The organism is Pseudomonas sp. S3E12 (assembly GCF_001702295.1).
GTDB lineage: Bacteria > Pseudomonadota > Gammaproteobacteria > Pseudomonadales > Pseudomonadaceae > Aquipseudomonas > Aquipseudomonas marginalis.
Genome location: NZ_MBDT01000005.1, coordinates 876,200 through 897,967, shown reverse-complemented (window position 1 = coordinate 897,967; position 21,768 = coordinate 876,200). Strand labels below are relative to the sequence as shown.

23 protein-coding genes are annotated in these 21,768 nt (G+C 62.8%); 11 read left to right on the top strand and 12 right to left on the bottom strand.

Features of this window, described 5'->3' with window-relative positions; genetic code table 11:
• Window positions 1-9 precede the first annotated feature (9 nt).
• The 3 genes from BB029_RS08975 (at window position 10) to BB029_RS08965 (ending at window position 1,438) form a co-directional block, all read left to right on the top strand.
• Complete coding sequence (locus BB029_RS08975) at window positions 10-384, top strand: YajD family HNH nuclease (RefSeq protein ID WP_003210675.1); 375 nt, start codon at window positions 10-12, stop codon at window positions 382-384.
• Window positions 385-552: 168 nt separating this feature from the next.
• On the top strand, window positions 553-1,020 hold the full coding sequence (locus tag BB029_RS08970; protein WP_065938927.1) for an RNA methyltransferase: 468 nt from the start codon (window positions 553-555) through the stop codon (window positions 1,018-1,020).
• A 67-nt stretch (window positions 1,021-1,087) separates the two neighbouring features.
• Entirely contained in the window at window positions 1,088-1,438 is a 351-nt protein-coding gene (locus BB029_RS08965; protein WP_027604272.1) for a DUF2892 domain-containing protein, read from the top strand.
• A gap of 116 nt (window positions 1,439-1,554) precedes the next feature.
• On the opposite strand, the gene BB029_RS08960 is transcribed toward BB029_RS08965, so the two are convergent.
• Window positions 1,555-2,775 carry a hypothetical protein gene (locus BB029_RS08960; protein WP_065938926.1) on the bottom strand — a complete coding sequence of 407 codons (1,221 nt, stop codon included), beginning with the start codon at window positions 2,773-2,775 and terminating at the stop codon, window positions 1,555-1,557.
• Between the two features lie 13 nt (window positions 2,776-2,788).
• Window positions 2,789-3,238, bottom strand: coding sequence for a YcgN family cysteine cluster protein (locus BB029_RS08955; RefSeq protein ID WP_003172524.1), 450 nt, complete (start codon window positions 3,236-3,238; stop codon window positions 2,789-2,791).
• 153 nt (window positions 3,239-3,391) lie between these two features.
• Here BB029_RS08955 and BB029_RS08950 point away from each other — a divergent pair, with 153 nt between their 5' ends.
• Window positions 3,392-3,976, top strand: coding sequence for a nitroreductase family protein (locus tag BB029_RS08950; RefSeq protein ID WP_065938925.1), 585 nt, complete (start codon window positions 3,392-3,394; stop codon window positions 3,974-3,976).
• Window positions 3,977-4,103: 127 nt separating this feature from the next.
• Here the strand turns inward: BB029_RS08950 and BB029_RS08945 are convergent, their stop codons facing one another.
• From BB029_RS08945 to BB029_RS08925, 5 genes are all read right to left on the bottom strand, one after another.
• Window positions 4,104-5,036 (bottom strand): D-2-hydroxyacid dehydrogenase, encoded by a 933-nt coding sequence (locus BB029_RS08945; protein ID WP_027604275.1) that lies wholly within the window; start codon window positions 5,034-5,036, stop codon window positions 4,104-4,106.
• A 107-nt stretch (window positions 5,037-5,143) separates the two neighbouring features.
• Window positions 5,144-5,437: a YcgL domain-containing protein gene (locus tag BB029_RS08940; protein WP_065938924.1), complete on the bottom strand. Its 294-nt coding sequence runs from the start codon at window positions 5,435-5,437 to the stop codon at window positions 5,144-5,146.
• Complete coding sequence (rnd, locus tag BB029_RS08935) at window positions 5,434-6,567, bottom strand: ribonuclease D (RefSeq protein ID WP_065938923.1); 1,134 nt, start codon at window positions 6,565-6,567, stop codon at window positions 5,434-5,436. Before rnd ends, BB029_RS08940 begins: the two co-directional genes overlap by 4 nt.
• A gap of 122 nt (window positions 6,568-6,689) precedes the next feature.
• Window positions 6,690-7,289, bottom strand: coding sequence for a class I SAM-dependent methyltransferase (locus tag BB029_RS08930; RefSeq protein ID WP_065938922.1), 600 nt, complete (start codon window positions 7,287-7,289; stop codon window positions 6,690-6,692).
• Between the two features lie 101 nt (window positions 7,290-7,390).
• The gene (locus tag BB029_RS08925) at window positions 7,391-8,761 is read right to left on the bottom strand and encodes a glutamine synthetase family protein (RefSeq protein WP_065938921.1); all 1,371 of its coding nucleotides are present in this window, start codon (window positions 8,759-8,761) and stop codon (window positions 7,391-7,393) included.
• Window positions 8,762-9,107: 346 nt separating this feature from the next.
• Here BB029_RS08925 and BB029_RS08920 point away from each other — a divergent pair, with 346 nt between their 5' ends.
• Entirely contained in the window at window positions 9,108-9,881 is a 774-nt protein-coding gene (locus tag BB029_RS08920; protein ID WP_065938920.1) for a transporter substrate-binding domain-containing protein, read from the top strand.
• 50 nt (window positions 9,882-9,931) lie between these two features.
• On the top strand, window positions 9,932-10,771 hold the full coding sequence (locus BB029_RS08915; protein ID WP_065938919.1) for a cache domain-containing protein: 840 nt from the start codon (window positions 9,932-9,934) through the stop codon (window positions 10,769-10,771).
• A 69-nt stretch (window positions 10,772-10,840) separates the two neighbouring features.
• On the opposite strand, the gene BB029_RS08910 is transcribed toward BB029_RS08915, so the two are convergent.
• Both BB029_RS08910 and pobA read right to left on the bottom strand, forming a co-directional pair.
• Window positions 10,841-12,358 carry an MDR family MFS transporter gene (locus BB029_RS08910; protein ID WP_065938973.1) on the bottom strand — a complete coding sequence of 506 codons (1,518 nt, stop codon included), beginning with the start codon at window positions 12,356-12,358 and terminating at the stop codon, window positions 10,841-10,843.
• A gap of 66 nt (window positions 12,359-12,424) precedes the next feature.
• Window positions 12,425-13,609: a 4-hydroxybenzoate 3-monooxygenase gene (gene pobA, locus BB029_RS08905; RefSeq protein ID WP_174556996.1), complete on the bottom strand. Its 1,185-nt coding sequence runs from the start codon at window positions 13,607-13,609 to the stop codon at window positions 12,425-12,427.
• Between the two features lie 189 nt (window positions 13,610-13,798).
• Between pobA and BB029_RS08900 the strand changes: the two genes are divergently transcribed.
• Window positions 13,799-14,677, top strand: coding sequence for a helix-turn-helix domain-containing protein (locus BB029_RS08900; protein WP_065938917.1), 879 nt, complete (start codon window positions 13,799-13,801; stop codon window positions 14,675-14,677).
• Here BB029_RS08900 and BB029_RS33170 read toward each other — a convergent pair.
• Window positions 14,670-14,846 (bottom strand): hypothetical protein, encoded by a 177-nt coding sequence (locus BB029_RS33170; RefSeq protein ID WP_162844255.1) that lies wholly within the window; start codon window positions 14,844-14,846, stop codon window positions 14,670-14,672. The two genes, BB029_RS08900 and BB029_RS33170, sit on opposite strands and share 8 nt — an antisense overlap.
• A gap of 100 nt (window positions 14,847-14,946) precedes the next feature.
• A complete protein-coding gene (locus BB029_RS08895) occupies window positions 14,947-15,852 on the bottom strand; it encodes a LysR family transcriptional regulator (protein WP_065938916.1) in 906 nt (301 codons plus the stop codon).
• Between the two features lie 107 nt (window positions 15,853-15,959).
• Between BB029_RS08895 and BB029_RS08890 the strand changes: the two genes are divergently transcribed.
• Window positions 15,960-16,823, top strand: a complete 864-nt coding sequence (locus BB029_RS08890; protein ID WP_065938915.1) for an MBL fold metallo-hydrolase — start codon at window positions 15,960-15,962, stop codon at window positions 16,821-16,823.
• Between the two features lie 34 nt (window positions 16,824-16,857).
• Window positions 16,858-17,472 (top strand): NAD(P)-dependent oxidoreductase, encoded by a 615-nt coding sequence (locus BB029_RS08885; RefSeq protein WP_065938914.1) that lies wholly within the window; start codon window positions 16,858-16,860, stop codon window positions 17,470-17,472.
• Between the two features lie 123 nt (window positions 17,473-17,595).
• Here BB029_RS08885 and BB029_RS08880 read toward each other — a convergent pair whose 3' ends face one another.
• On the bottom strand, window positions 17,596-18,468 hold the full coding sequence (locus BB029_RS08880; protein ID WP_065938913.1) for a LysR substrate-binding domain-containing protein: 873 nt from the start codon (window positions 18,466-18,468) through the stop codon (window positions 17,596-17,598).
• A gap of 111 nt (window positions 18,469-18,579) precedes the next feature.
• On the opposite strand from BB029_RS08880, the gene BB029_RS08875 reads away from it, so the two are divergent.
• On the top strand, window positions 18,580-20,205 hold the full coding sequence (locus BB029_RS08875; protein ID WP_065938912.1) for a 5-guanidino-2-oxopentanoate decarboxylase: 1,626 nt from the start codon (window positions 18,580-18,582) through the stop codon (window positions 20,203-20,205).
• Window positions 20,202-21,644, top strand: a complete 1,443-nt coding sequence (locus BB029_RS08870) for an aldehyde dehydrogenase family protein (RefSeq protein WP_065938911.1) — start codon at window positions 20,202-20,204, stop codon at window positions 21,642-21,644. The genes BB029_RS08875 and BB029_RS08870 overlap by 4 nt, the downstream gene beginning before the upstream one ends.
• The last annotated feature ends 124 nt before the right edge of the window (window positions 21,645-21,768 follow it).

Sequence of the window (21,768 nt, the reverse complement as noted above, 5' to 3'; positions counted from 1 at the left end):
GGAGCCATGATGAGCTCGACCAACCCGCCCTCCCACACCGCCAAGCTGGACCGCATCCTTGCCGATGCCCAGCGCGACCGGGAAATGGGCTACCGCGACAAAGCCCTGAAGATGTACCCCCACGTGTGCGGCCGCTGCGCCCGTGAGTTCGCCGGCAAGCGCTTGAGCGAACTTACCGTACACCACCGTAACCACAATCATGATGACAATCCCCAGGATGGCTCGAACTGGGAGTTGCTGTGCCTGTACTGCCACGACAACGAACATTCGCGCTACACCGACCAGCAGTACTTCGGCGAAGGCTCCACCAGCAGCCCGACGATCGCCAAGGCCACGCATAACCCGTTTGCGGCGTTGGCGGGGTTGATGAAGAAAGACGACTGAAGAGTGTCGTTGCCTGTCCTGGCCTCATCGGGAGCAAGCCCCCTCCCACATTTCGAGTTGCGAACACTTTCAAATGTGGGAGGGGGCTTGCTCCCGATAGCGTTACCCCAAGCAATACACCAGCTTCAGGCCGTATAATCGCCGCTTTTCTCCAAGGCACCCTTCCCCGTGGGCAATAAACGCTACAGCTGCATCGGTCTGTATAACCCCAAATCCCCCGAAAACGTTGGCTCGGTCATGCGTGCCGCCGGCTGCTACGGCGTGGCCTCGGTGTTCTACACCGGCGTGCGCTACGAGCGCGCCCGGGACTTCATCACCGACACCAAGAAGGTCCACCACGATATTCCGCTGATCGGCATCGATGACCTGAAGAAGATCCTGCCCCTGGGGTGCATCCCGGTCGCCGTGGAGCTGGTGGACGGTGCCCGACCGCTGCCCGAATACACGCACCCCGACCGCGCGCTGTATATCTTCGGCCCTGAAGACGGGTCCCTGGATAAAGACATCCGCGACTGGTGCGAAGACGTCGTGTACATCCCCACCACCGGCTGCATGAACCTGGCCGCCACCGTCAACGTGGTGCTCTACGACCGCATGGCCAAGGGCAACAACACCCGTTCGGGCCCCAAGTACTGATCTTTTGGGAACATCCGGCGCCTGCGCGCAGTCAGCTGCATACACTTGACCTTGTTGGAGACAGATCATGAGCGACAGCACAACCTTGCGACCTATCATCGAACACACCCCCTTCCAGAATCAGCCCACCCAGAACGTGCACGGCTGGGAACGTATCGGCTCGGTGGCCGGTGGCGTGATGATGGTGGGCAAAGGCCTGCGCCGTGGCGGGATTTTCGGCCTGATTCAGGTGGCGATCGGCGGCGTGGCCCTGGCGCGCGGCTTTACCGGGCATAGCGCGCTTAAAGACAAGCTGGAACAGGGCCGCCAGGAAATGAACAGCGTGCGCACGAAGATCGAACGTGCCGGTGCAGAGCTGAAAAACCTGAAGACCAAGGCGGAAGTGGCGGCTGAGAAGGCGGTTAAAACCACTGGTTAGATTCAAATGTGGGAGGGGGTAAGTCCTAATGCCATCATGTAGGAGCGAGCAAGCTCGCTCCTACATGGCATTAGAGCTTGCCCCCTCCCACCTTTTGTTTTGTGTATGGCGAGGGCTCAGCGCAGCAGCTTGCTGTCCAGTACCACCGACGACTCGCCGATGATGCTCTCGGCCAACTGCACAAACTCCGCGGTGGTGATGCTGTTGGCGCGCATCACCGCCTGCGCGAGATCATCCAGGGAGCGCTTGTTGTGAGTCTTTACGCGGATCTCGCGATCCAGCTCCTGCAACACCACCACCGCCCGTGACACCGTCGCGCCGCTGACGTGGTCGCCGCGCAGGCTGGTCACGTCCTTGCCATCCCTGGCCAAGCGCGCCTGTATCGCCTGGTACCGCTCATCGGTCACCCCGCCGGCACGGCGCACCAGTTCAATGGCGTAGTACTCCGCCAGCCCCTCGCTGATCCAGTCGCTGGTGTCGTGGTCGTTGAAGCGGCCAATCGCCTGCACCACTTCACGGATCAACGGGCTGCTGCCGTTCTCGCTGACCAGCGGTGTGCGGCTGTTGAGGTAGATCGAGTCGCGCGCCGAGACCGCACCACGGCGCATCGGATCGCTGGCGCCCACCACCAGCAGCTTGGCCGGATGACGTGGGAACGCCGCTTCCACCTGCGGCCAGACAAAGGTCAGCAGTGTCAGCACATCCATCCGCCGCATGGCTTGCCCCTTGGGCGAGGCGATGGTCACTTCGGTCTCGCCCAGGCGCACGCGGCGGCTGCCCAGGGTGCCGGCGAGCATCCAGCCGGTGGGCCGGTCAAACAGGCGCGAGACGTTGTCGATGCGGAACTTGTTCTTGCCGATGCGCGGCCAGGCGGTTTCGATGCTTTTCCAGCCGGCCGGCAGTTCGAACACCAGGCGCGAGACCAGTTCGACGCCGTCCTGCTGGTCGAGGCGTGCGGGCGGCACCAGGTCTTCGCCGCGAAACAGCGCCCAGCTCGGGGTCATCCGCGCTTCGTAAATACCCGGTTTGCGCGCGTGGCTCAGGCGCACCCGATAGGTCAGGCTGGCCTTGTTGGCGCTGGGTTGCCAGAGGCCGCGGTGGTCATTGACGCTCCACTGGCCATCGGCCTTGAAGTCGCTGTAGTCGCCAGTGCGGCCCAGGTCGAAGTTCAGGCTGCGCACCGCCGAGCCCTGAGACAGGCTCACCCGCACCTCGGCCTGATCGCTCTGGGGCAGCAGCTTGACGTGATAATCCAGGTCGACTTTCTTCGCGCACCACGCAGGCATGCTCAACGCCAGCAACACCAGGCTTGCCGCCAGCTTGGTTCCCGCCCTCATACACACTCCTTGCTCAGCCCGCGCGGAAGATCAGGTAATCCTCCCAGTCGTCCTCGGGCACGCTGCCTTCGCTGAGCATGCGCCCGGACTGGGAAATGCGTTCGTGGTGCACGGCATCGCGGTCGCCGCAGACCAGGTGGTGCCACAACGGCAGGTCCTTGCGCTCGCTGACCAGGCGGTAACCGCAGGTGGGCGGCAGCCATTTGAACTGGTCGGCCTGGCCTGGGGTGAGCTGGATGCAGTCGGGTACCGAGGCACGGCGGTTGGGGTAGTCGGTGCACTGGCAGGTTTTCAGGTCCAGCAGCTTGCAGGCGATGCGCGTGTAATAGACGCTGTTGTCGTCTTCATCCTCAAGCTTTTGCAGGCAGCACAGGCCACAACCGTCGCACAACGACTCCCACTCCTCCTGGTCGAGGTGTTCAAGGGTTTTGCGTATCCAGAAAGGTTCGACTTTGGCGGCCATGGCTCTACATCGGTATCGGTAGGTGAAAAGGCCGCCAGTCTAGTGCCCAAGGCCCCTGGGGCCAAGCGCTTACGACTGTCGGTATGACAAGACTTGTCAGTCTAGCGGGGGCGCAGTAGCTTTGAGCGCCGAATTGACGATCAGGAGCTGCCCATGACACGCGTTGCCGATTACCCGATCCATACCCAGTTCACCGAACGCTGGTCGCCCCGTGCCTTTACCGGCGAGAGCATCCCGCAGGAAACCCTGCTGAGCTTCTTCGAAGCCGCACGCTGGGCACCGTCGGCCTACAACTCGCAGCCTTGGCGTTTTCTCTACGCACGCCGTGATACGCCGGACTGGGAGCGCTTCCTGGGCCTGCTGAATGAATTCAACCGTGGTTGGGCACAGCATGCGTCGGCCTTGGTGATCATTGCCTCGAAAACCGACTTCATCGCCCCCGGTGCCACGGAAGAAACCCCGGCACTCTGGCACACCTTCGACACCGGCTCGGCCTGGGGCCACCTGGCGCTGCAAGCCAGCCTCAGCGGCTGGCACACCCACGGCATGGCCGGCTTCGATCAGGAGCTGACGCGCAAGGAGCTGAAGATTCCGGAGGGGTATGCGCTGCATGCCGCCGTTGCAGTGGGCAAGCTGGGCGACAAGTCGACCTTGCCGGAGTACCTGCAGGGCCGTGAAGCGCCAAGCCCGCGCAAGCCGCTGAGCGAGCTGGTGTCAGAAGGTGATTTCAGCCTCTGAAACTGACGCAATCTCAAAATGTGGGAGGGGGCTTGCACCCGATAGCGGTGGTTCAGTCAATAGATACAGTGACTGACACTCTGCTATCGGGAGCAAGCCCCCTCCCACATTTTCTCCCCGCGCGGCCTCAGTAACCGCGCTCGAAATCCACTTCCCCGCGCAAGGCTTGCTTGGCCTTGTACGCGCGCAGGTTTTCCAGGAACAACTCCACCATCATCGGCGGCGAGGTCGGCGCGGAGCTGTGCCCGGTCAACAGCAGGCCCCAGGCGGTCCAGAACGGGTGGCGCTGCGGCAACGGTTCCTGGCGGCACACGTCGATAACTGCGCCAGCCAGGTGCCCTTCTTTCAGGGCCTCGACCAGATCGGCATCCACCACCGCCACACCGCGCCCGACGTTGATGAACAAACCGGTCGGCTTGAACTGCTTGAACAGCGCGGCGTCGTACAGGTCGTGGGTATTCGGTGTGTTGGGCAGCAGGTTGATCACGTAGTCCACCTCCCCCACCAACCGACCCAGTTGGTCGAGCCCGGCCACTTCGATAAACGGCGCTTGTTCCCGCGCAGTGCTGGCGATGCCGTACAGCTTGACGCCGAACGGCACGAGAAACTCGGCGACACGCTGGCCGATGTCGCCGGTACCCACGATCAACGCCTTGCGCCCCGCCAGGCTCTGGCCGGTGCGGCTGTCCCACTTGCGCTCAACCTGGCTGACCAGTCGCGCCAGTACTTCGCGCTCGTGGCCCAGCATGTAGGTGAGGACAAATTCGGCCATGACCTGGCCAAAAATACCGACGGCGCGGGTCAGGCGATAGTCGCGGGGCAAGCCTTCGGCCAGCAGCGGCGTAATACCGGCCCAGGTCGATTGCAGCCACTGCGGCTGGTGGCCCTGGCGCAACAGTGTCGCCAACAGGTCCGGCTGGCCCAGCCATACCGGGCAATCGGCGGCCAGGCGCGACAGTTCGGCCGAGTCGCCGCTGGTGAGCACCTCCAGGTCCGGCGCCGCGTCATTGAGCAATTGGGCGTAGAGCGGGTGATCCTGTTCAGCAATCAGAACACGCATGGTTCAAACCTTTCAAAAACAGTGCAGACGGCCGCCCGCTTCCCTACGGCCACCGCCCACTAATACGATTCCATTGAAACCTGTGCCCCGGGCGAGGCACTGCCCGATCACATCGGGTCGTTGCGACGCAGCAGCTCTTCGGGCAGGTGCTCGATGTACTCGTCCTCGGCCGGCGGCATTTGCAGGTGATAGCCCTGCTTGTCGAGGTTTTCCAACACCACCACAATGTCCTCGCGCGACAACTTGCGCTCCGGCGTCAGCACCATGTCGAAGGCGTGGTGCGGTTTGCCGAACGCCGCCATCAAGGGCTCCGGCACGCGCTCCAGGGCGTCGCTTTTGAGCACGTAGAGGTACATGCCGTCTTTTTTCAGGCTGCGATAGATGGAGCAAATACGTTTCAAGGCTGTTCTCCGGCAGTGGCCAGGCTGTCGAGCAGCGCCTGGCCCATCAACTCGCGGCGCCAGCCACGCAGCGAGTCTGGCAATTGGTAAGGCCCATCGGGGTAGCCACTTTTAACCAGGGCTTCGAGGGTTTTCTTGCGCAGCATCAGTTCCGGCGCCATTTCCAGGCGCTCGGCGAATGTCTGGCCGAGGGCGCGCAGTTGCTTGATCAGCGTGGCGGCGTCCACCGGCAGCGGTTCGGCCACGGCCGGCGGCCATTGGTCCATGGGCACGCTGCCGGCACGCTTGATCAGGTCCAGCAGGAACTGGCCATCCTGGCGCACGGTACGCGGGTGCATGTCTTCGATCTTGCCCAGGGCGGCGAGGTTGTCCGGCTGGGATTTGGCCAGGGGCCACAGCGAGTGTTCGCGAATGATGCGGTTGCGCGGCAGGTCACGGGCGCGGGCTTGCTGCTCGCGCCAGGCGCAGAGTTCACGCAATACAGCGAGTTGGGCACGGGACAGTTTCCACGCCAGCTTGGCGTCACGGTAGACCTCGTACGGGTCGACTTCGCGGCGCAGGTTGGCAACCAGTTCGGCGCCGTCTTCCAGGACCCAGGCGTATTTATCATCCGACAAGCGCGGGCGCAGGCGAATGTAGACCTCGGCCAGGTGCACGGCGTCTTCGGCGGCGTAGCTCACCTGGGTCTCGGACAATGGCCGCTGCAGCCAGTCCGAGCGGGTCTCGCCCTTGGGCAACTCGATATCGAGCACGGCTTGCACCAGGCGCGAGTAGCCCATGGAGAAGCCGAGGTTCAGGTAGGCGGCGGCCAATTGGGTATCGAACAACGGCACCGGCAGGCTGCCGGTCAGGCGCAGCAACACCTCAAGGTCTTCGCTGCAGGCGTGCACCACCTTGATCACCGCCGGGTTCTCCAGCAACGCGGCCAGGGGTTGCCAGTTGTCGATGGTCAGGGGATCGATCAGGTAAGCGCGTACGCCATCACCGATCTGGATCAGCCCGGCAATGGGATAAAAGGTGTCGACCCGCATGAATTCGGTGTCGAGGGCGACGAATGGCAACTGCTGCCATTCGGCGCAATGCTGGCCGAGGCTATCGTTGTCGCAGATCCAGTGAATATCGATGGCCACACGGCTCTCCCTTGAAGAATGGCGCGCAGTATATATCGCGAACGGGGCTAGCGAGCATCCGCAGTGCACAGGCAACCATGAAAACTCAGACAGGAGAGGAAGAATAGTCCGACAAGTGGGAGTTATCCTTTCTTACGAAGAACGTAGGCCCGCCACAGGCTGGAGCCGGGCATGAATTCCTGCTGACTCAAGACCTTGAACCCGGCCTGGCGAAATTCCTCTTCCACGGCGGTACGCGAGGGTACCGAGACAATCACCGTGTCGCGGCTGACCCGGTGAAACTCGCGCAGCAACGCCATGCGCCCTTCGCTGCTGGGCACATGACGAAACAACTCCAGGCAGAAAATGCAATCCACCGCATTCGCCGACAAACCGATGGAAAACGCCGAGCCCTGAAAGGTTTTGACGCGCTTGAGCAATGACGGCGGATGGTGGCTACGGGCGTGGTCGAGCATGTCCTGGGAATTGTCCGAGGCCAGAATCACGCGGTTGACGTGCTCGGCCAACACCGGCCAGAAGCGCCCCGAGCCGCAGGCCAGGTCCAGGATCAGCCCCGGCTCGCCAGCGACCTTGAGCGCCTGGCGCACCAACCACTCGTCGCGCCATGACGCCAGGCGCTGGCGCAGACCGGGCGGGCGCGTGTCACCGCAGACCCTGGCGTGCTCAAGGCCACAGCGTTCGGCGTATTCGATCTCGATGGAAGAAGGAGGTTGTGGCGACATCGCAGGCTCATGTGACTGAAACGGTAGTGAACGACCTTGATTCGCAGCTTAACCCTTGCAACGTGAAAAAAAGGTCGAAGCCCTCACCAGCGTAAAAACCATCACGCCTGATGCAGATACCAACGCCAGTCCTGCTCGCCCACCTCGCCCATGAACTGGCGGTATTCAGCATGTTTCACCGCCAGGTACACGCCCAGGAACTCGCTGCCGAACGCCTCCCGCGCCCAGCTTGAAGCCTCCAGTGCGCGCAGGGTGGTGAGCCAATCGGTGGGCAGCAATTCCTTGGCCTGAGCGTAGCCGTTGCCTTCCACCGGGGCACCGGGGTCGAGTTGTTCGCGAAGGCCACGGTGGATGCCCGCCAGGATCGCGGCCGCCGCCAGGTAAGGGTTGGCATCGGCGCCGCAAATGCGGTGTTCGATATGCCGGGAATCGGCCGGACCACCCGGCACCCGCAGGCTGACGGTGCGGTTGTCCACGCCCCAGGTGGCGGCCAGCGGCGCATAGCTGTTGGTTTGGAAACGGCGATAGGAGTTGGCGTTGGGGCAGAACATCAGCAGTGAATCGAGCAAGGTGCCGAGCATGCCCCCCACTGCGTGGCGCAGCAGTGGCGTGCCGTCGGCGGCTTCACTGGCGAACAGGTTGTTGCCCTCGGCGTCGGCCAGGCTGACGTGCATATGCATGCCGGTGCCCGCCAGGTCATCGAACGGCTTGGCCATGAAGCACGCGGCCATGCCGTGTTTGTGAGCCACGCCCTTGACCAGGCGCTTGTAGCGCACCGCTTCGTCCATGGCTTGCAGGGCGTCGGCGCGGTGTTCCAGGGTGATCTCCACCTGGCCCGGGGCGTATTCGGAGATTGCCGTGCGCGCCGGAATGCCTTGCAGTTTGCAGGCGCTGTAAAGGTCGGCGAGGAACGGTTCGATCTGCTCCAGCTCACGCAGGCCGTAGACCTGGGTTGCGCGTGGGCGCCCGCCGTCCACGTCCCGCGCCGGTTGCGGGCGGCCATTGCTGTCGGGCTTCTGGTCGAGCAGGTAGAACTCCAGTTCCGCCGCCATCACCGGGTAATAACCGTCGGCGTTCAGGCCCTCGATCACCTTGGCCAGCAAATGCCGGGGGTCGGCCACGGTGGCAGGCAGGCCCTCAGTGGGGTGCATGCTGACCTGCACCGCGGCAGTGGGGATCAGCCGCCATGGCATGCGCTGCAAACTGCCGCTGATCGGGTAGGCGCGGCAGTCGATATCGCCCACCTCCCACACCAGCCCGGAATTCTCCACATCGTCGCCATTGATGGTCAGGCCGAGGATGGTGCTGGGCAACGGACGGCCGCTTTCATACACCGCCAGCAATTCATCGCGGTGCAGCAACTTGCCGCGCGGCACGCCGTTGTTGTCGAGGATAAACAGCTCGAACATCTCGATGTCCGGATGCTGTTCAAGGAAGGCGTGGGCTTCGTGCAGGCTGGCAAAAACACTCATGGGGGTTCTCTTACGTTTGTTTCAGGCAGGCGCGCACAAGGGTGCGTCATCCGTGGGGTAAATCAGCGTAGGAGAAGGGAATCTGGCGGGCGCGCGTGGCGGCAGTGGAACAGGGCCCAGAAGGCGAGTTCGGAGGGCAGTGTCACAGGGTGAGTGTCGGGGGAGCCGCCCATGGGTGGATCACAATGATAGAGATGCGCCCAGCGTCACACGCCCGCATAGGTGTTTAAATTCAGGGTTGATGGAGTTTGGTTGCGACTTGGCTAAACATTCAACGCCCCTTGCTACCTGGCCTTGCTGCTGGAAATAATGACCGCCCCCGAGCATGCCCCAAGGACCCGACCGCATGAAAACAACGATAACCCTGTGCGTACTGGCAAGCCTGGCCACCTCCGCCCTGGCCGACACAGCCCCCTCGCGCCTTGACCAGGTGCTTGAGCGCGGCACCCTCAGCGTCTGCACCACCGGCGACTACAAGCCCTACACCTCGTTGCGCGCCGATGGCGGCTATGAAGGCATCGACATTGCCATGGCCGAGTCCCTGGCCAAGAGCCTCAATGCCAGGATCCAATGGGTGCCCACCACCTGGAAAACCCTGATGCCGGACTTCCTCGCCCAGCGCTGCGACATCGCCGTGGGCGGGATTTCGGTGTCCCTGGAACGCCAGAAAAAAGCCTTCTTCAGCCAGTCCCTCGGGGTCGACGGCAAGATCCCGCTGGTGCGTTGCGCCGACGTCAAGCGCTACCAGACCGTGGAGCAGATCAACCAGCCCCAGGTGCGCGTGATCGAACCGGCGGGCGGCACCAACGAAATCTTCGCTCGCGCCCACCTGGGCCAGGCGCAAATCCGCCTGCACGACAACGTGACCATCTTCGACGAACTGCTGGCCGGCAAAGCCGACGTGATGATCACCGACGCCAGCGAAGCGCGTTACCAGCAGAAGCAAAAGCCCGGGTTGTGCGCGGTCAACCCGGAGCGGCAGATGCAGTACAGCGAAAAAGCCTTCCTGCTGCCCCGCGATGATGTGGCGTGGAAGAGCTATGTCGACCAGTGGTTGCACCTGAGCGTGGCCACCGGCGTCTACGACGGCATCGTCAGCCAATGGTTGGCGGCGCCCTGAGCCAGAGCCGTCTACGCTGTGCTCACATCAATAAGAACGAGGGACGGGACATGAAGGGACTGCTCCGCATAACCTGGCTGCTGCTGTTGTGTTTCAGCCAGGTGCACGCCGCGACCACTCAGGACGAGGGCGCCCAGGCCGCCCAGGCCCTGCTGGAAAAAGCCCTGGCCTACTACCAGAGCAACGGCGACAAGGCGCTCGCCGTGTTCAGCCGCCAAGGCGAGTTTGTCGACCATGACCGCTACGTATTCGTGGTCGACACCCAGGGCGTGCTGCTGGCCAGCGGCGGGCCCTCCTCCGCCTTGATCGGCCGGGATGTGTCCGAGGTACTCGGGCCAGAGTTGCGCCAGTCATTCAAGGACGCGCTCAAGGTGCCGGAAGGCCAGGGTATCCAACAGGCCGACTACCGCTGGCAGAACTGGAACGACGGCAAGGTCGAGCACAAGCATGTGTTTTACCAGCGCGTCGGCGAGCGCATCCTGGCCGTGGGTTATTACCTGCCGCGCGCCACCCCGGAACAGGCCCGGGCCCTGCGCAACAAGGCGGTGAACGCGTTGGTGAAGGATGAAGCCGGCACACTCAAGGCCATCAACTCATTGCAGGGCGGTTTCCTGCAGGATGACCTCTATGTGTTTGTCGTGGACTTGAACACCCAGCGCTACGTGGCCCATGGCACCAACCTGCGCCTGATCAACACCGACTTCAGCAAGATCAAGGACCCCGACGGCAAGCCGGTGGGCGAGCCGATCCTCAAGCTGATGGCCGAGCAGGACCAGGGGGAATACAAGTACCGTTGGAAGAACCCGGTGACGGATAAGGTCGAGAACAAGCATGCGTATGTGCGCAAGGCCGGGCATTTCATGGTTGCGGTGGGTTACTACAGCCCCTGATCTGAATTGGAATGCATTCAAATGTGGGAGGGGGTAAGCCCCTCCCACATTAGGTCTCTATTGTGTCAGTCAGCGGGTTTTGTCTTCCCGCCCGCGCAGCACGCGATTGGGCATCGCGATCGCCGCCGCCAACCCCAGCAGCGACACCCCCGCACTCACCAACAGCAAATGCCTGAACGTCACCCCCAGCTCCCCGCGCAGGGCATCCTGCGCCGGGCCTGGCGCAGCGTTCAGGCCGTCAAGCAGCACATTGCCGGAACCGCCTTCGGGCACCAGCGCACCGCTGGCCAGGTGGGCGAAGCTGGAGTCCTGCAACAGCGCCAGCAGCAACGCCGACATGCACGCCACCCCCACCGCGCCGCCCAGGGAGCGGAACAGGTTGGTGGTGCTGGTAGCAACGCCGATGTCCCGTTGCTGCACCGAGTTCTGCGCCCCCACCAGGGAGGTGGGGAACTGCATGCCGGCGGCGATCCCGCACAACAACATGAATACGCCGGTCAGCAGCATATCCTGGGGCGCACTGTAGGCCATGCCCAGGATCGCCAGCGGGCTCAACAGCGCGCCGCCGAGGATCATCGGTTTATAGCGCCCGGTCACCGAGGTCATGCGCCCGGCGCAATAGGCGCCGATGGGCAGGCCCATCGCCAGGGGCAGCAAATGCAAGGCGGCACTGTCGGCACCGCCGCCGGTTACTGTCTGAAAGCGCAAGGGCATCAGCACCGTCAGGGAAATCGCCTGGAAGCTGGTGAAGAAAATCGTGCACCAGCACAGCACCGCACTGCGGTTGGCAAACAGGTGCATCGGCAGCAAGGGCTCGCGGGCGCGGCGCTCGTGCCAGACGAACAGGGTCAATGCCACCAGGGCACAGGCCAGCAGCCCCAGCACCTGGCTGTCACGCCAATGATGGCCCTGGCCGATTTCGGTGATGCCCAACAGCAAGGCGGTGAGGCCGATGATCATCAGTACCGTGCCGAGGTAATCGATGATCGGCTTGCGTTGCGGTGCCGGCAGCCCCACCAGAGTGCGATGGGCCACGTACCAGGCACCGGCGCCCAACGGCAGGTTGATCAGGAACACCCAACGCCAGGATAAGTACTCGGTCATGTAGCCGCCCAGCACCGGCCCGGCCACACTGGCCACCGCGTACATGCTGCTGAAATAGCCCTGATAGCGCCCGCGCTCACGGGGCGGGATGATGTCGCCGATGATCGCCTGGCTCACCGAGATCATCCCGCCGGCGCCGATGCCCTGCAGCACCCGCGCCAGCACCAGTTGCTCCATGCTCTGGGCCATGCCGCAGAACAACGAAGCGACGGTGAACAGGCCCATGCCGATCAGCATCATCGGCCGCCGCCCGTAGAGGTCGCCGAGCTTGCCGTAGATCGGCACCGCCACCGTCATCGCCACCATATAACCGGAGATGACCCAGGCCAGCAGGTTGACGTCGTGGAATTGCGCGGAGATGGCGGGCATGGACACGGCGACAATGGTCTGGTCCAGGGCACCGAGGAAGATCGCCATCATCAACGAGGCGAGAATACTGCGCACCGCGGGGAGCGGTGGCGCGGGCTGATTGAGCTGAGTCACGGCAGAACCTTCGAGCAAGGCCCGCGGGAAAAGGCGGCCCGCGGGAATGCTCGATACGATAGCAGGCTATTCGATAGGCTCGTAAGGAAGTCCGACGTAATTTTCCGCGATGGTCTGGCGGCCGGCTTCGGAGTGGATGAAGTACTCCAGCTCGCTCTGGGCAATGCGCTGGCTGAATCCATCGGACTCAGGGAATTGATGCAACATCGAGGTCATCCACCAGGAAAACCGTTCGGCCTTCCACACCCGGCGCAGGCAGATGGCGGAATAACGTTCGAGCAAGTCCACGCGCCCCTCGCCATACACCTTGAGCAAAATCCGGAACAAGGTGCTCACGTCGCTGGCCGCCAGGTTCAAGCCCTTGGCCCCGGTGGGCGGCACGATATGGGCCGCATCGCCGAGCAGGAACAGGCGCCCGTACTGCATCGGTTCCACCACAAAACTGCGCAGGGGCGCGATGCTTTTTTCGATGGAGGGGCCGGTGACCAGTTGTTCAGCCAAAGCGTTGGGCAGCCGGGTTTTCAGTTCCGCCCAGAAGCGTTCGTCCGACCATTCATCCACGGGCTCCTCGGCCGGCACTTGCAGGTAATAGCGGCTGCGTGTCGGTGAACGCATGCTGCACAGCGCAAAGCCCCGTGGGTGCTTGGCGTACACCAGTTCCGCATGCACCGGCGGGGTGTCGGCAAGGATGCCCAGCCAACCGAAGGGGTAGACCCGCTCGAACACTTTTAGCGATTCAGCCGGGATCGACTGGCGCGCCACGCCGTGGAACCCATCACAACCGGCGATGTAGTCGCACTCCAGGCGAAACGCCTGGCCCTGATGGTCGAACGTCAGCCAGGGTCGATCACTTTTAAGATCATGGGGCTGCACGTCGCGCGCTTCATACAGGGTGGTGGCGCCAGCGGCGGCGCGGGCGGCCATGAGGTCGCGGGTGACTTCGGTCTGGCCGTAGATCATCACCGATTGGCCGCCGGTCAGCGCCTTGAGGTCGATGTGGGTCAGTTGACCGTCCAGCGCCAGCTCGAAGCCATCATGCACCAGGCCTTCGGCATCCATGCGCTGGCTCACGCCCGCCTCGCGCAGCAGGTTGACCATGCCTTGTTCCAGCACCCCGGCGCGGATGCGGCCTTGTACGTAGTCGGCGCTCTGGCGCTCCAGGATCAGGGTCTGGATACCGGCGTTGTGCAACAGCTGGCCGAGCAAGAGTCCGGAGGGACCGGCGCCGATAATGGCGACTTGGGTTTTCAGGGTTTTCATTATTTTTATCGCCCGCAAGTTCCACCCGAACGGATCGAGTGAAAGAGTTGTCATTGATCTTGTGGCTGACAGTTTTCACTTGAGTGCGCATTATAAGAAGGTGAAAACTGCGACAAAACCTGCGCTTTTTGCCAATTTGGGCGATTACCGCACCACTGTCCTGAGTATCGGATTGAAACCATGACCAACACCGCGATTCCGGTCTTCAAGCTTTACGGAGAAAGCCAGCAATGGCCGACCCCCGATTTGTTGCACTGCGAAACCATTTCCCGGCGCAGTCGGGAATACCAGTGGGAAATCCAGCCCCACCGGCACGCGGATCTGTGCCAACTGCTGTACGTGCACAAAGGCCAGGCCGAGTTGGAAATCGAAGGCCAGCGCACCACCCTCAAAGAAGCCACGCTGCAGGTATTGCCGCCGTTGTGCGTGCATGGGTTTCGCTTTGCCGAAGATGTGGAAGGCTATGTGGTCACCCTGGCGGCACCGCTGGTCAGCCACTTGCAAGCCCAGCTGGGCGCAACGGCAGGCGGTTTGCAGACCCTGGGCAGCTACCCGGCGGGCAAGGACAGTGATTACCTCAACAGCCAGTTCGCCCGCCTGCAGGACGAATACGCCGACAACCAACCGGCCCGGGACATGCTGATGCATGCGCTGGTCAGTGTGCTGCTGGTGTGGATCAGCCGCCAGGCCATCCAGCGTCGCCACCCGCGTGCGCCAAGGGGCCGCGAGTATTTCCGGCGCTTTACGCAATTGGTTGAACAGCACTATCGGGAACACCCGAAGATTGAGGATCTGGCCCACAAACTGGGTATCTCGGTCTCGCACCTGAATGGGACGTGTCGGGAACTGGGTGGGCAGCCTGCCTTGCAGATCATGCATGACCGCCAATTACTCGAAGCCAAGCGCCTGCTGACCTACACCAGCATGACCATCAATGAAATGTCAGAAGTACTGGGTTTTTCCGACCCGACCAACTTCTCTCGGCTGTTCCGCCGACGGGTCGGGTTCTCACCCAAGGCGTTTCGCGAGCAACTCAAGGCCGAACAGCCGCCTATCTGAGTGCACTGAAACTGCCGGTGTGTGGAACGCATTGGTCCTGATGGCAGCTGATCGCAAAGGTCGGCTGCATCCGGGTCTGCTCCACGCGGTAGGCGGCGGTGCCATACAGGCCGGTCGCCAGGGCGCAGAGGAAGAAAATCATCAGGTATTTGCGGGTTTTAATGCTCATGGCACAGACCTCTGAGCGGATCTACAGGGTGCTGTTTAAAGCATAGGCCAACCAGGGCGAGTTGCCATTATTGGGCGACATTCAACAGGGTTATGTCGCCCTAGAGCCCCCTATCCCAGACCGGCTCCTCGGGGAACTTCACCACCAGGAAATCCAGCAGGCTGCGCAACGCCGATGGCATGTGTTTGCGCGACGCATAGACCGCGTAGATGTTCATCTGCCGGGGTTCGGCCTCGGGTAGCAGACGTACCAGGTCACCACGGCGGATGTGATCGCCGGCCTGGTAGCTGGGCAGCATCGCCACACCCGCGCCGGCCAGCGTCACGCGTAACAACGTACTCGCTTCGTTAGCGGTGATAGTGCCGTGCACCGGCACCGAGACGTGCTCGCCGTGCTCCTCGAAATGCCACAGGCTTTTGCCGAAGTACGAATGGGTCAGGCAGTTGTGCCGGGCCAGGTCCTCGACTTTCTGCGGCGCCGGGTGCTCCAACAGGTAGGCCGGGGTTGCGCACACCACGGAGCGACAGACCGTCAGGCGCCGGGCGATCAGGTTGGGGTCCAGGTCGTTGCTGGTGCGGATGGCCAGGTCGATGCGCTCGTCCACCAGGTTCACCGTGCGGTCGAGCATTTGCAGGTCAATCGTCACCAAGGGGTAGCGCTTGACGTACTCGGCGATAGCCTCGGCCAATTGCGCCTGGCCGAACGAGGTGCTGACACTCAGGCGCAACAGGCCACGGGGCGCATTATCGGGCTCACTGACGGCGGCCTGCATATCGCCGCACAACTCCAGGAGTTGCCGACAGCGTGGCAGGGTTTCGCCACCGGCCGCCGTGAGGCTGAGTTTGCGCGTGGTGCGATGCAACAGGCGCGCGCCGACCCAGTCTTCCAACTCGGCCAGGTAACGCGACACTACTGGGCGCGACAGGTCCAGATGATCGGCAGCGGCGGACTGGCTGCCCAGGTCCACCACCGTGACAAACACGCGCATTGCTTGAAGACGATCCATGATTTGCCCGATTTCAGAAACAAACTATGTCCCAGCATCGCATTTTTAGTTCGGTTTAGTGCAACTAAGCTCTGTGCATTCTTTGAATCCACTGCTGGAGTTGCCCGATGTTCTCAACCCTCAAGCGCTTGACCTTCACCGCTGTCTTGGCGTTTGCCGGCCATGCAGCGGCGGCCGACCTGACCCTGGATGTCTACAACCCAGGCGAGGCGGCCATCTTCCCGGTCAGCTCGGTGCTGGTCAGCGGCGCCAAAGACGCGATCCTGGTCGACGCCCAATTCGGCAAAGGCCAGGCCGAGCAACTGGTACAGAAGATCCGTGCCAGCGGCAAGCACCTGACCACCATCTACATCAGCCACGGCGACCCGGACTACTACTTCGGCCTCGACACCCTGACCGCCGCGTTCCCTGACGCCAAGGTCCTGGCACCGCAACCGGTGGTCGACCATATCAACGCCACCGTGGCCGGCAAACTTGAGTTCTGGGGCCCGAAAATGGGTGCCGACAAACCGGGCAAAACCATCGTGCCCCAGGTGCTGCAAGGCCACAGCCTGACCCTTGAAGGGCAGCAACTGGAGGTGATCGGCCTGGACGGCCCGCAGCCGGACCGCAGCTTCGTGTGGATCCCGTCGATCAAGGCCGTGGTCGGGGGCGTGGTGGTCGCGCAAAACATTCATCTGTGGATGGCCGACACCCAAAGCGCGCAATCCCATAAAGACTGGCTTGCGACCCTGCAACGCATCGAACAGCTGAAGCCACGCACGGTGATTCCGGGCCACTATCTGGGCACGCCATCGCCGCAATCCGTGGCCTTTACTGCCGACTACATCAAGGCATTCGACGTAGAAACCGCCAAGGCCAAGGACGCCGCCGCGCTGATCGCGGCCATGAAAAAGCGCTACCCCACCCTCGCCGACGAAAGCTCGCTGGAACTGAGCGCCAAAGTCGCCAAGGGCGAAATGAAGTGGTGAATGGCTTTAAACCCTGACCGTACTGGAGAACATCATGAGCAAGATCGCAATCATTGGGGCCACCGGCCGTGCCGGCAGCCAATTGCTGGAAGAAGCCCTGCGTCGTGGGCATAGCGTGGTGGCTATCGCGCGTAACACCGAATCCATCGATGTGAAGCCAGGTGTGACCGTCAAAAAAGCGGATGCCTTGAATGCTGACGAACTGCAACAGGCTGTCAGTGGAAGTGATGTGGTAATCAGTGCCGCACACTTCGCAACCGTGCCAGCCGAGGCTGTGATCGGTCCGGTGAAGAAAGCCGGTGTAAAGCGCCTGTTGGTAGTGGGAGGCGCTGGCTCGTTGTTATTACCGACCGGAGAGCGCGTCATCGACAGCGCCGGATTCCCTGAGGAATATCGTGCAGAAGCAAGTGCTGGCAGCGTGTTTCTCGACAAACTGCGTCAAGAACAGGAGTTGGATTGGTCCTTTCTCTCGCCCTCTGCGGAGTTTGTTGAAGATGTGCGCACTGACGACTTCAGATTGGGGCAAGACCACTTGCTCATTAGTGAGAAAGGAAGAAGCTGGATCAGCTTCTCCGACTATGCGATTGCACTAATCGACGAAGTAGAAACGCCAAAACATTCCCGACAGCGCTTTACCGTCGGCTACTGACCCAACGCGGTCAAGAAATGTGGGAGGGGGCTTGCTCCCGATAGCGGTAGTTCAGTTGCAGCCTCTTTGACTGAAACACCGCTATCGGGAGCAAGCCCCCTCCCACATTTGGATCTTCAGCGCCTACGACTGTTGCGCCTGGCTCACCAACCAATCCATCAGCGCTTCAAGCCCTGCCGACGGCACCGTCCCCGGCGGATACACCAGGTAGTACCCCTTCCCCGTCGGTACCCGCAGTTCAAACGGCATCGCCAAGCGCCCCGCCTTGAGATCCTCGCCCATCAACGCACTGTCGCCCATCGCCACCCCGGAGCCCTGGGAGGCCACGTTCATCGCCAAGTCCAACGTCTCGAAATGATGCCCCTGGCTCAAGTTGCTCAACCGCGTATCCGCCGCCTTGAGCCACCGCGCCCAATCGCGCTCGTCTCGCGTGGGGTGCAGCAGCACCTGTTGCTGCAGGTCCGCCGGGGTGTGCAAACCAGCGAGCAGCGCCGGTGCGCAGACCGGGGTGAGTTGCTCATCGAACAAATGCCGCGCCTCGGCCGATTGCTCGGCAATGGGCGCATAGATCACCGCCGCGTCGAATTGCTCGCGACGAAAATCCACGCTGTAGGCCACGGTGGTGGTGAGTTCCACCGGCACGTCCGGGCGTTCCTTTTGCCACTGCATCAAGCGCGGCAACAACCAGCGCATCACACAGGTGGAGGCCTTGATTTGCAGGGTATGGCGGCGATTGCCGATCTGTTCCAGCGCGTCACCGAGCAGGCCAAACACCTGCTGCACCCGTTGCGACCACTCGCGACCTTCTTCGGTCAGGCTCAACCCCCGTGCCTGGCGCTGGAACAAGGCGTAGCCCAAATGGCTCTCCAGCCCGGCGATCTGCCGGCTCACCGCACCTTGGGTGATGTGCAGTTGCTCGGCGGCGCGGGTGAAGTTGCAGCACTGGGCCGTGACCCAGAAGGTATGCAGCGCGGGCAGGGGCGGAAGGCGTTTCATAAGGGCGCAGCCATGACGTGAGGACATGGCTAGTATGACTTTTTATCGATTGTTGCCGCTACGGGCCAACCGGTCCAATACCGCCACGATTCCATAACAAGAGCGACACCTATGGCGACCTGCGGCGAAGTATTGGTCAACCTCCTGGAACGCTACGGCGTGGACCAGGTGTTTGGTATCCCCGGCGTGCACACCGTGGAGCTGTATCGCGGCCTGGCCCGCTCGAGCATCCGCCACGTCACCCCGCGCCACGAACAGGGCGCCGGCTTTATGGCCGACGGCTACGCGCGCACCCGTGGCAAGCCGGGCGTGTGTTTCATCATCACCGGCCCGGGCATGACCAATATCACCACCGCCATGGGCCAGGCCTACGCCGACTCGATCCCGATGCTGGTGATTTCCAGCGTGCAATCGCGCAGCCAATTGGGTGGTGGGCGCGGCAAGCTGCATGAGCTGCCGAACCAGGGCGCGATGATGGCCGGCGTGGCGGCGTTCTCCCATACCTTGATGTCGGCAGCGGAATTGCCCGCCGTGCTGGCGCGGGCGTTTGCGTTGTTCCAGGCCGGCAGGCCGCGCCCGGTGCATATCGAGATTCCGTTGGATGTGCTGGTGGAAAACGCCGATGCACTGCTGGGCAGTCAACCGGTCAGCATCGCCCGTGCCGGTGCGGCACCGGCGGCGGTCAAGCAGATGAGCCAGTTGCTCGCCGCCGCCAAACGCCCGCTGATCCTGGCCGGTGGCGGCGCGATTGAGGCGGCCGCCGAATTGACCCGCCTGGCCGAAGCCCTCGACGCGCCGGTGGCCCTGACCATCAATGCGAAGGGCATGCTGCCTTCCGAGCATCCGCTGCTGATCGGCTCGACTCAGTCCCTGGTCGCTACCCGCGCGCTGGTCGCCGAGGCCGATGTGGTGCTGGCCATCGGCACCGAGCTGGCCGAGACCGACTACGACGTGACCTTCGCCGGTGGCTTCGAGATACCCGGTGCGCTGCTGCGCATCGATATCGACCCCGACCAGACCGTGCGCAACTACCCGCCGCACCTCGCCTTGGTGGCCGACGCAAAGATCGCCGCCGATGCCTTGCTGACCGACTTGAACCGCACGCCGCTGGCCCCTCGCCACACCGACTGGGGTGCTCAGCGCGTCGCCCGGTTGTGGGCCGAACTGGCCCCCACCTGGGACGCCGCCACCCGCGCGCAAACCCTGTTCCTCAATACGGTGCTGGAAGCACTGCCGGGCGCCGTGCTGGTGGGCGACTCGACCCAACCGGTGTACAGCGGCAACCTGACCCTGAACCTCGACCACCCGCGCCGCTGGTTCAATTCCTCCACTGGCTACGGCACCTTGGGCTACGCCCTGCCGGCCGCCATCGGCGCGTGGTTGGGCCGTGGCGATGGGCAACCGGTGGTGTGTTTGATCGGTGACGGCGGACTGCAATTCACCCTGCCGGAACTGGCCAGCGCAGTGGAAGCGCGCACGCCGATCATCGTGCTGCTGTGGAATAACCAGGGTTATGAAGAGATCAAGAAATACATGCTCAACCGCGCCATCGAACCGGTCGGCGTAGACATCTACACCCCGGACTTTATCGGGGTGGCCAAGGCCCTCGGCAGTGCTGCCGACAGCGCTCACAGCGTTGCACAGCTACGCAACGCCTTGCGCGCCGCCGCCGATCGCCCGGGGCCGACGCTGATTGAGATCGACCAGGACCTATGGATGAAGGAGACAGCGGTATGAGCGCAGTAGTGAACGGTGTGTATATCGACGGCGCATGGCGTGCCGGCCATGACGTGCTGGAGGTGATCAACCCGGCCACCGAGGCGACTCTGGCGCGCATCAGCGTCGGCGATGGGCAGGCAGTGACCCAGGCCGTGGATGCAGCCAGCGCGGCCTTTATCGACTGGTCGAAAAGTAGCGGCCGTGATCGCGCCAGCCTGCTGCGCAAAATCGCCCAAGGCGTCAGCGCGCAGCGCGAACAGTTGATGCACCTGCAATCGAGCAACAACGGCAAGCCGCTGTTTGAAGCCGGCATCGATGTGGACGACGTGATCGCCACGTTCGAGTACTACGCCGGTATCGCCGACGACATGGACGCCGGCCAGGATCGCCCGGTGGCGCTGCCCAGCGATGACTTCAGCGCGCGCCTGCGCCGTGAGCCGTGCGGCGTGGTGGGGTTGATCGTGCCGTGGAATTTCCCGATGGTCACCACCGCCTGGAAACTCGCCCCGGCCCTCGCCGCCGGTTGCTGCGTAGTGCTCAAGCCCTCGGAAGTCACGCCGTTGGCAGAGTTGCATCTGGCGCAAATCATCGCTGACGCGGGCTGCCCGGCGGGGGTGTTCAACCTGGTCTGCGGCACCGGCTTGGCCGTTGGCGCACCGTTGGCCGCAGACCGTCGCGTGGCGAAGATTTCCTTCACCGGCAGCAACGCCGTGGGCGTGCAGGTGATGCAACGCGCAGCGGAAACCATCAAGGGCGTGAGCCTGGAATTGGGTGGTAAATCTTCGCTGCTGGTACTGGCGGATGCCGACCTCGACCTGGCGGTGGAGCTGGCGTGTGGCGGTGGCTTTTTCAACGCCGGGCAAATGTGTTCCGCCACCAGCCGCGTGCTGGTGGCCGACAGCCTGGCGGATGAATTCCTGCAACGCTTGCAGGCACGGGCTGAAGGGATTCGCGTCGCCGACCCGTTTGCCGACGACGTGGAAATGGGCGCGCTGATCAACCGCGTGCAGTATCAGCGGGTGCTGGGGCATATCCAACGGGGCGTCGAGGCTGGTGCGCGATTGGTGTGTGGCGGTGAACGCCCAGCGAATCTGGCGAAGGGCTACTTCATTCGCCCGACGGTGTTTACCGATGTGCCGCTGGACAGTGCATTGTGGAACGAAGAAATCTTCGGCCCGGTGCTGTGTGTACGAGCTTTTGCCACTGAGGAAGAGGCCATTGCCCTGGCTAACGACAGCGATTTCGGCCTGGTGGCCAGCGTGGTCAGCCGCAGCGTCGAGACCACCGAGCGCGTGGCGAATGCCTTGCAGGCCGGGTTGGTGTGGATCAACGCACCGCAGGTGATCTTCCCGCAGGCAGCGTGGGGTGGTTACAAGCAGAGCAGTATCGGCCGTGAGCTGGGCCCGTGGGGGCTGGCGGCGTTTCAGGAGATCAAGCATGTGATCCGGTCTATCTGACGACGCAGAACAACTGTGGGAGGGGGCTTGCCCCGATAGTGGTGGTTCAGTTAACCGCAATTTTTAGATAGTCCCTGCGACTTTCTCATTTGCCCCCCTCCCCCCTGCGTGGCCTGATTCACCC

What these genes read in the sequence shown, in the direction of transcription:
- BB029_RS08975 (WP_003210675.1), top strand. Translation starts at nt 10, where the DNA reads ATGAGCTCGACCAACCCGCCCTCCCACACCGCCAAGCTGGACCGCATC.
- BB029_RS08965 (WP_027604272.1), top strand. Translation starts at nt 1,088, where the DNA reads ATGAGCGACAGCACAACCTTGCGACCTATCATCGAACACACCCCCTTC.
- BB029_RS08960 (WP_065938926.1), bottom strand. Translation starts at nt 2,775, where the DNA reads ATGAGGGCGGGAACCAAGCTGGCGGCAAGCCTGGTGTTGCTGGCGTTG.
- BB029_RS08955 (WP_003172524.1), bottom strand. Translation starts at nt 3,238, where the DNA reads ATGGCCGCCAAAGTCGAACCTTTCTGGATACGCAAAACCCTTGAACAC.
- BB029_RS08950 (WP_065938925.1), top strand. Translation starts at nt 3,392, where the DNA reads ATGACACGCGTTGCCGATTACCCGATCCATACCCAGTTCACCGAACGC.
- BB029_RS08945 (WP_027604275.1), bottom strand. Translation starts at nt 5,036, where the DNA reads ATGCGTGTTCTGATTGCTGAACAGGATCACCCGCTCTACGCCCAATTG.
- BB029_RS08930 (WP_065938922.1), bottom strand. Translation starts at nt 7,289, where the DNA reads ATGTCGCCACAACCTCCTTCTTCCATCGAGATCGAATACGCCGAACGC.
- BB029_RS08925 (WP_065938921.1), bottom strand. Translation starts at nt 8,761, where the DNA reads ATGAGTGTTTTTGCCAGCCTGCACGAAGCCCACGCCTTCCTTGAACAG.
- BB029_RS08920 (WP_065938920.1), top strand. Translation starts at nt 9,108, where the DNA reads ATGAAAACAACGATAACCCTGTGCGTACTGGCAAGCCTGGCCACCTCC.
- BB029_RS08915 (WP_065938919.1), top strand. Translation starts at nt 9,932, where the DNA reads ATGAAGGGACTGCTCCGCATAACCTGGCTGCTGCTGTTGTGTTTCAGC.
- BB029_RS08900 (WP_065938917.1), top strand. Translation starts at nt 13,799, where the DNA reads ATGACCAACACCGCGATTCCGGTCTTCAAGCTTTACGGAGAAAGCCAG.
- BB029_RS33170 (WP_162844255.1), bottom strand. Translation starts at nt 14,846, where the DNA reads ATGAGCATTAAAACCCGCAAATACCTGATGATTTTCTTCCTCTGCGCC.
- BB029_RS08895 (WP_065938916.1), bottom strand. Translation starts at nt 15,852, where the DNA reads ATGGATCGTCTTCAAGCAATGCGCGTGTTTGTCACGGTGGTGGACCTG.
- BB029_RS08890 (WP_065938915.1), top strand. Translation starts at nt 15,960, where the DNA reads ATGTTCTCAACCCTCAAGCGCTTGACCTTCACCGCTGTCTTGGCGTTT.
- BB029_RS08885 (WP_065938914.1), top strand. Translation starts at nt 16,858, where the DNA reads ATGAGCAAGATCGCAATCATTGGGGCCACCGGCCGTGCCGGCAGCCAA.
- BB029_RS08880 (WP_065938913.1), bottom strand. Translation starts at nt 18,468, where the DNA reads ATGAAACGCCTTCCGCCCCTGCCCGCGCTGCATACCTTCTGGGTCACG.
- BB029_RS08875 (WP_065938912.1), top strand. Translation starts at nt 18,580, where the DNA reads ATGGCGACCTGCGGCGAAGTATTGGTCAACCTCCTGGAACGCTACGGC.
- BB029_RS08870 (WP_065938911.1), top strand. Translation starts at nt 20,202, where the DNA reads ATGAGCGCAGTAGTGAACGGTGTGTATATCGACGGCGCATGGCGTGCC.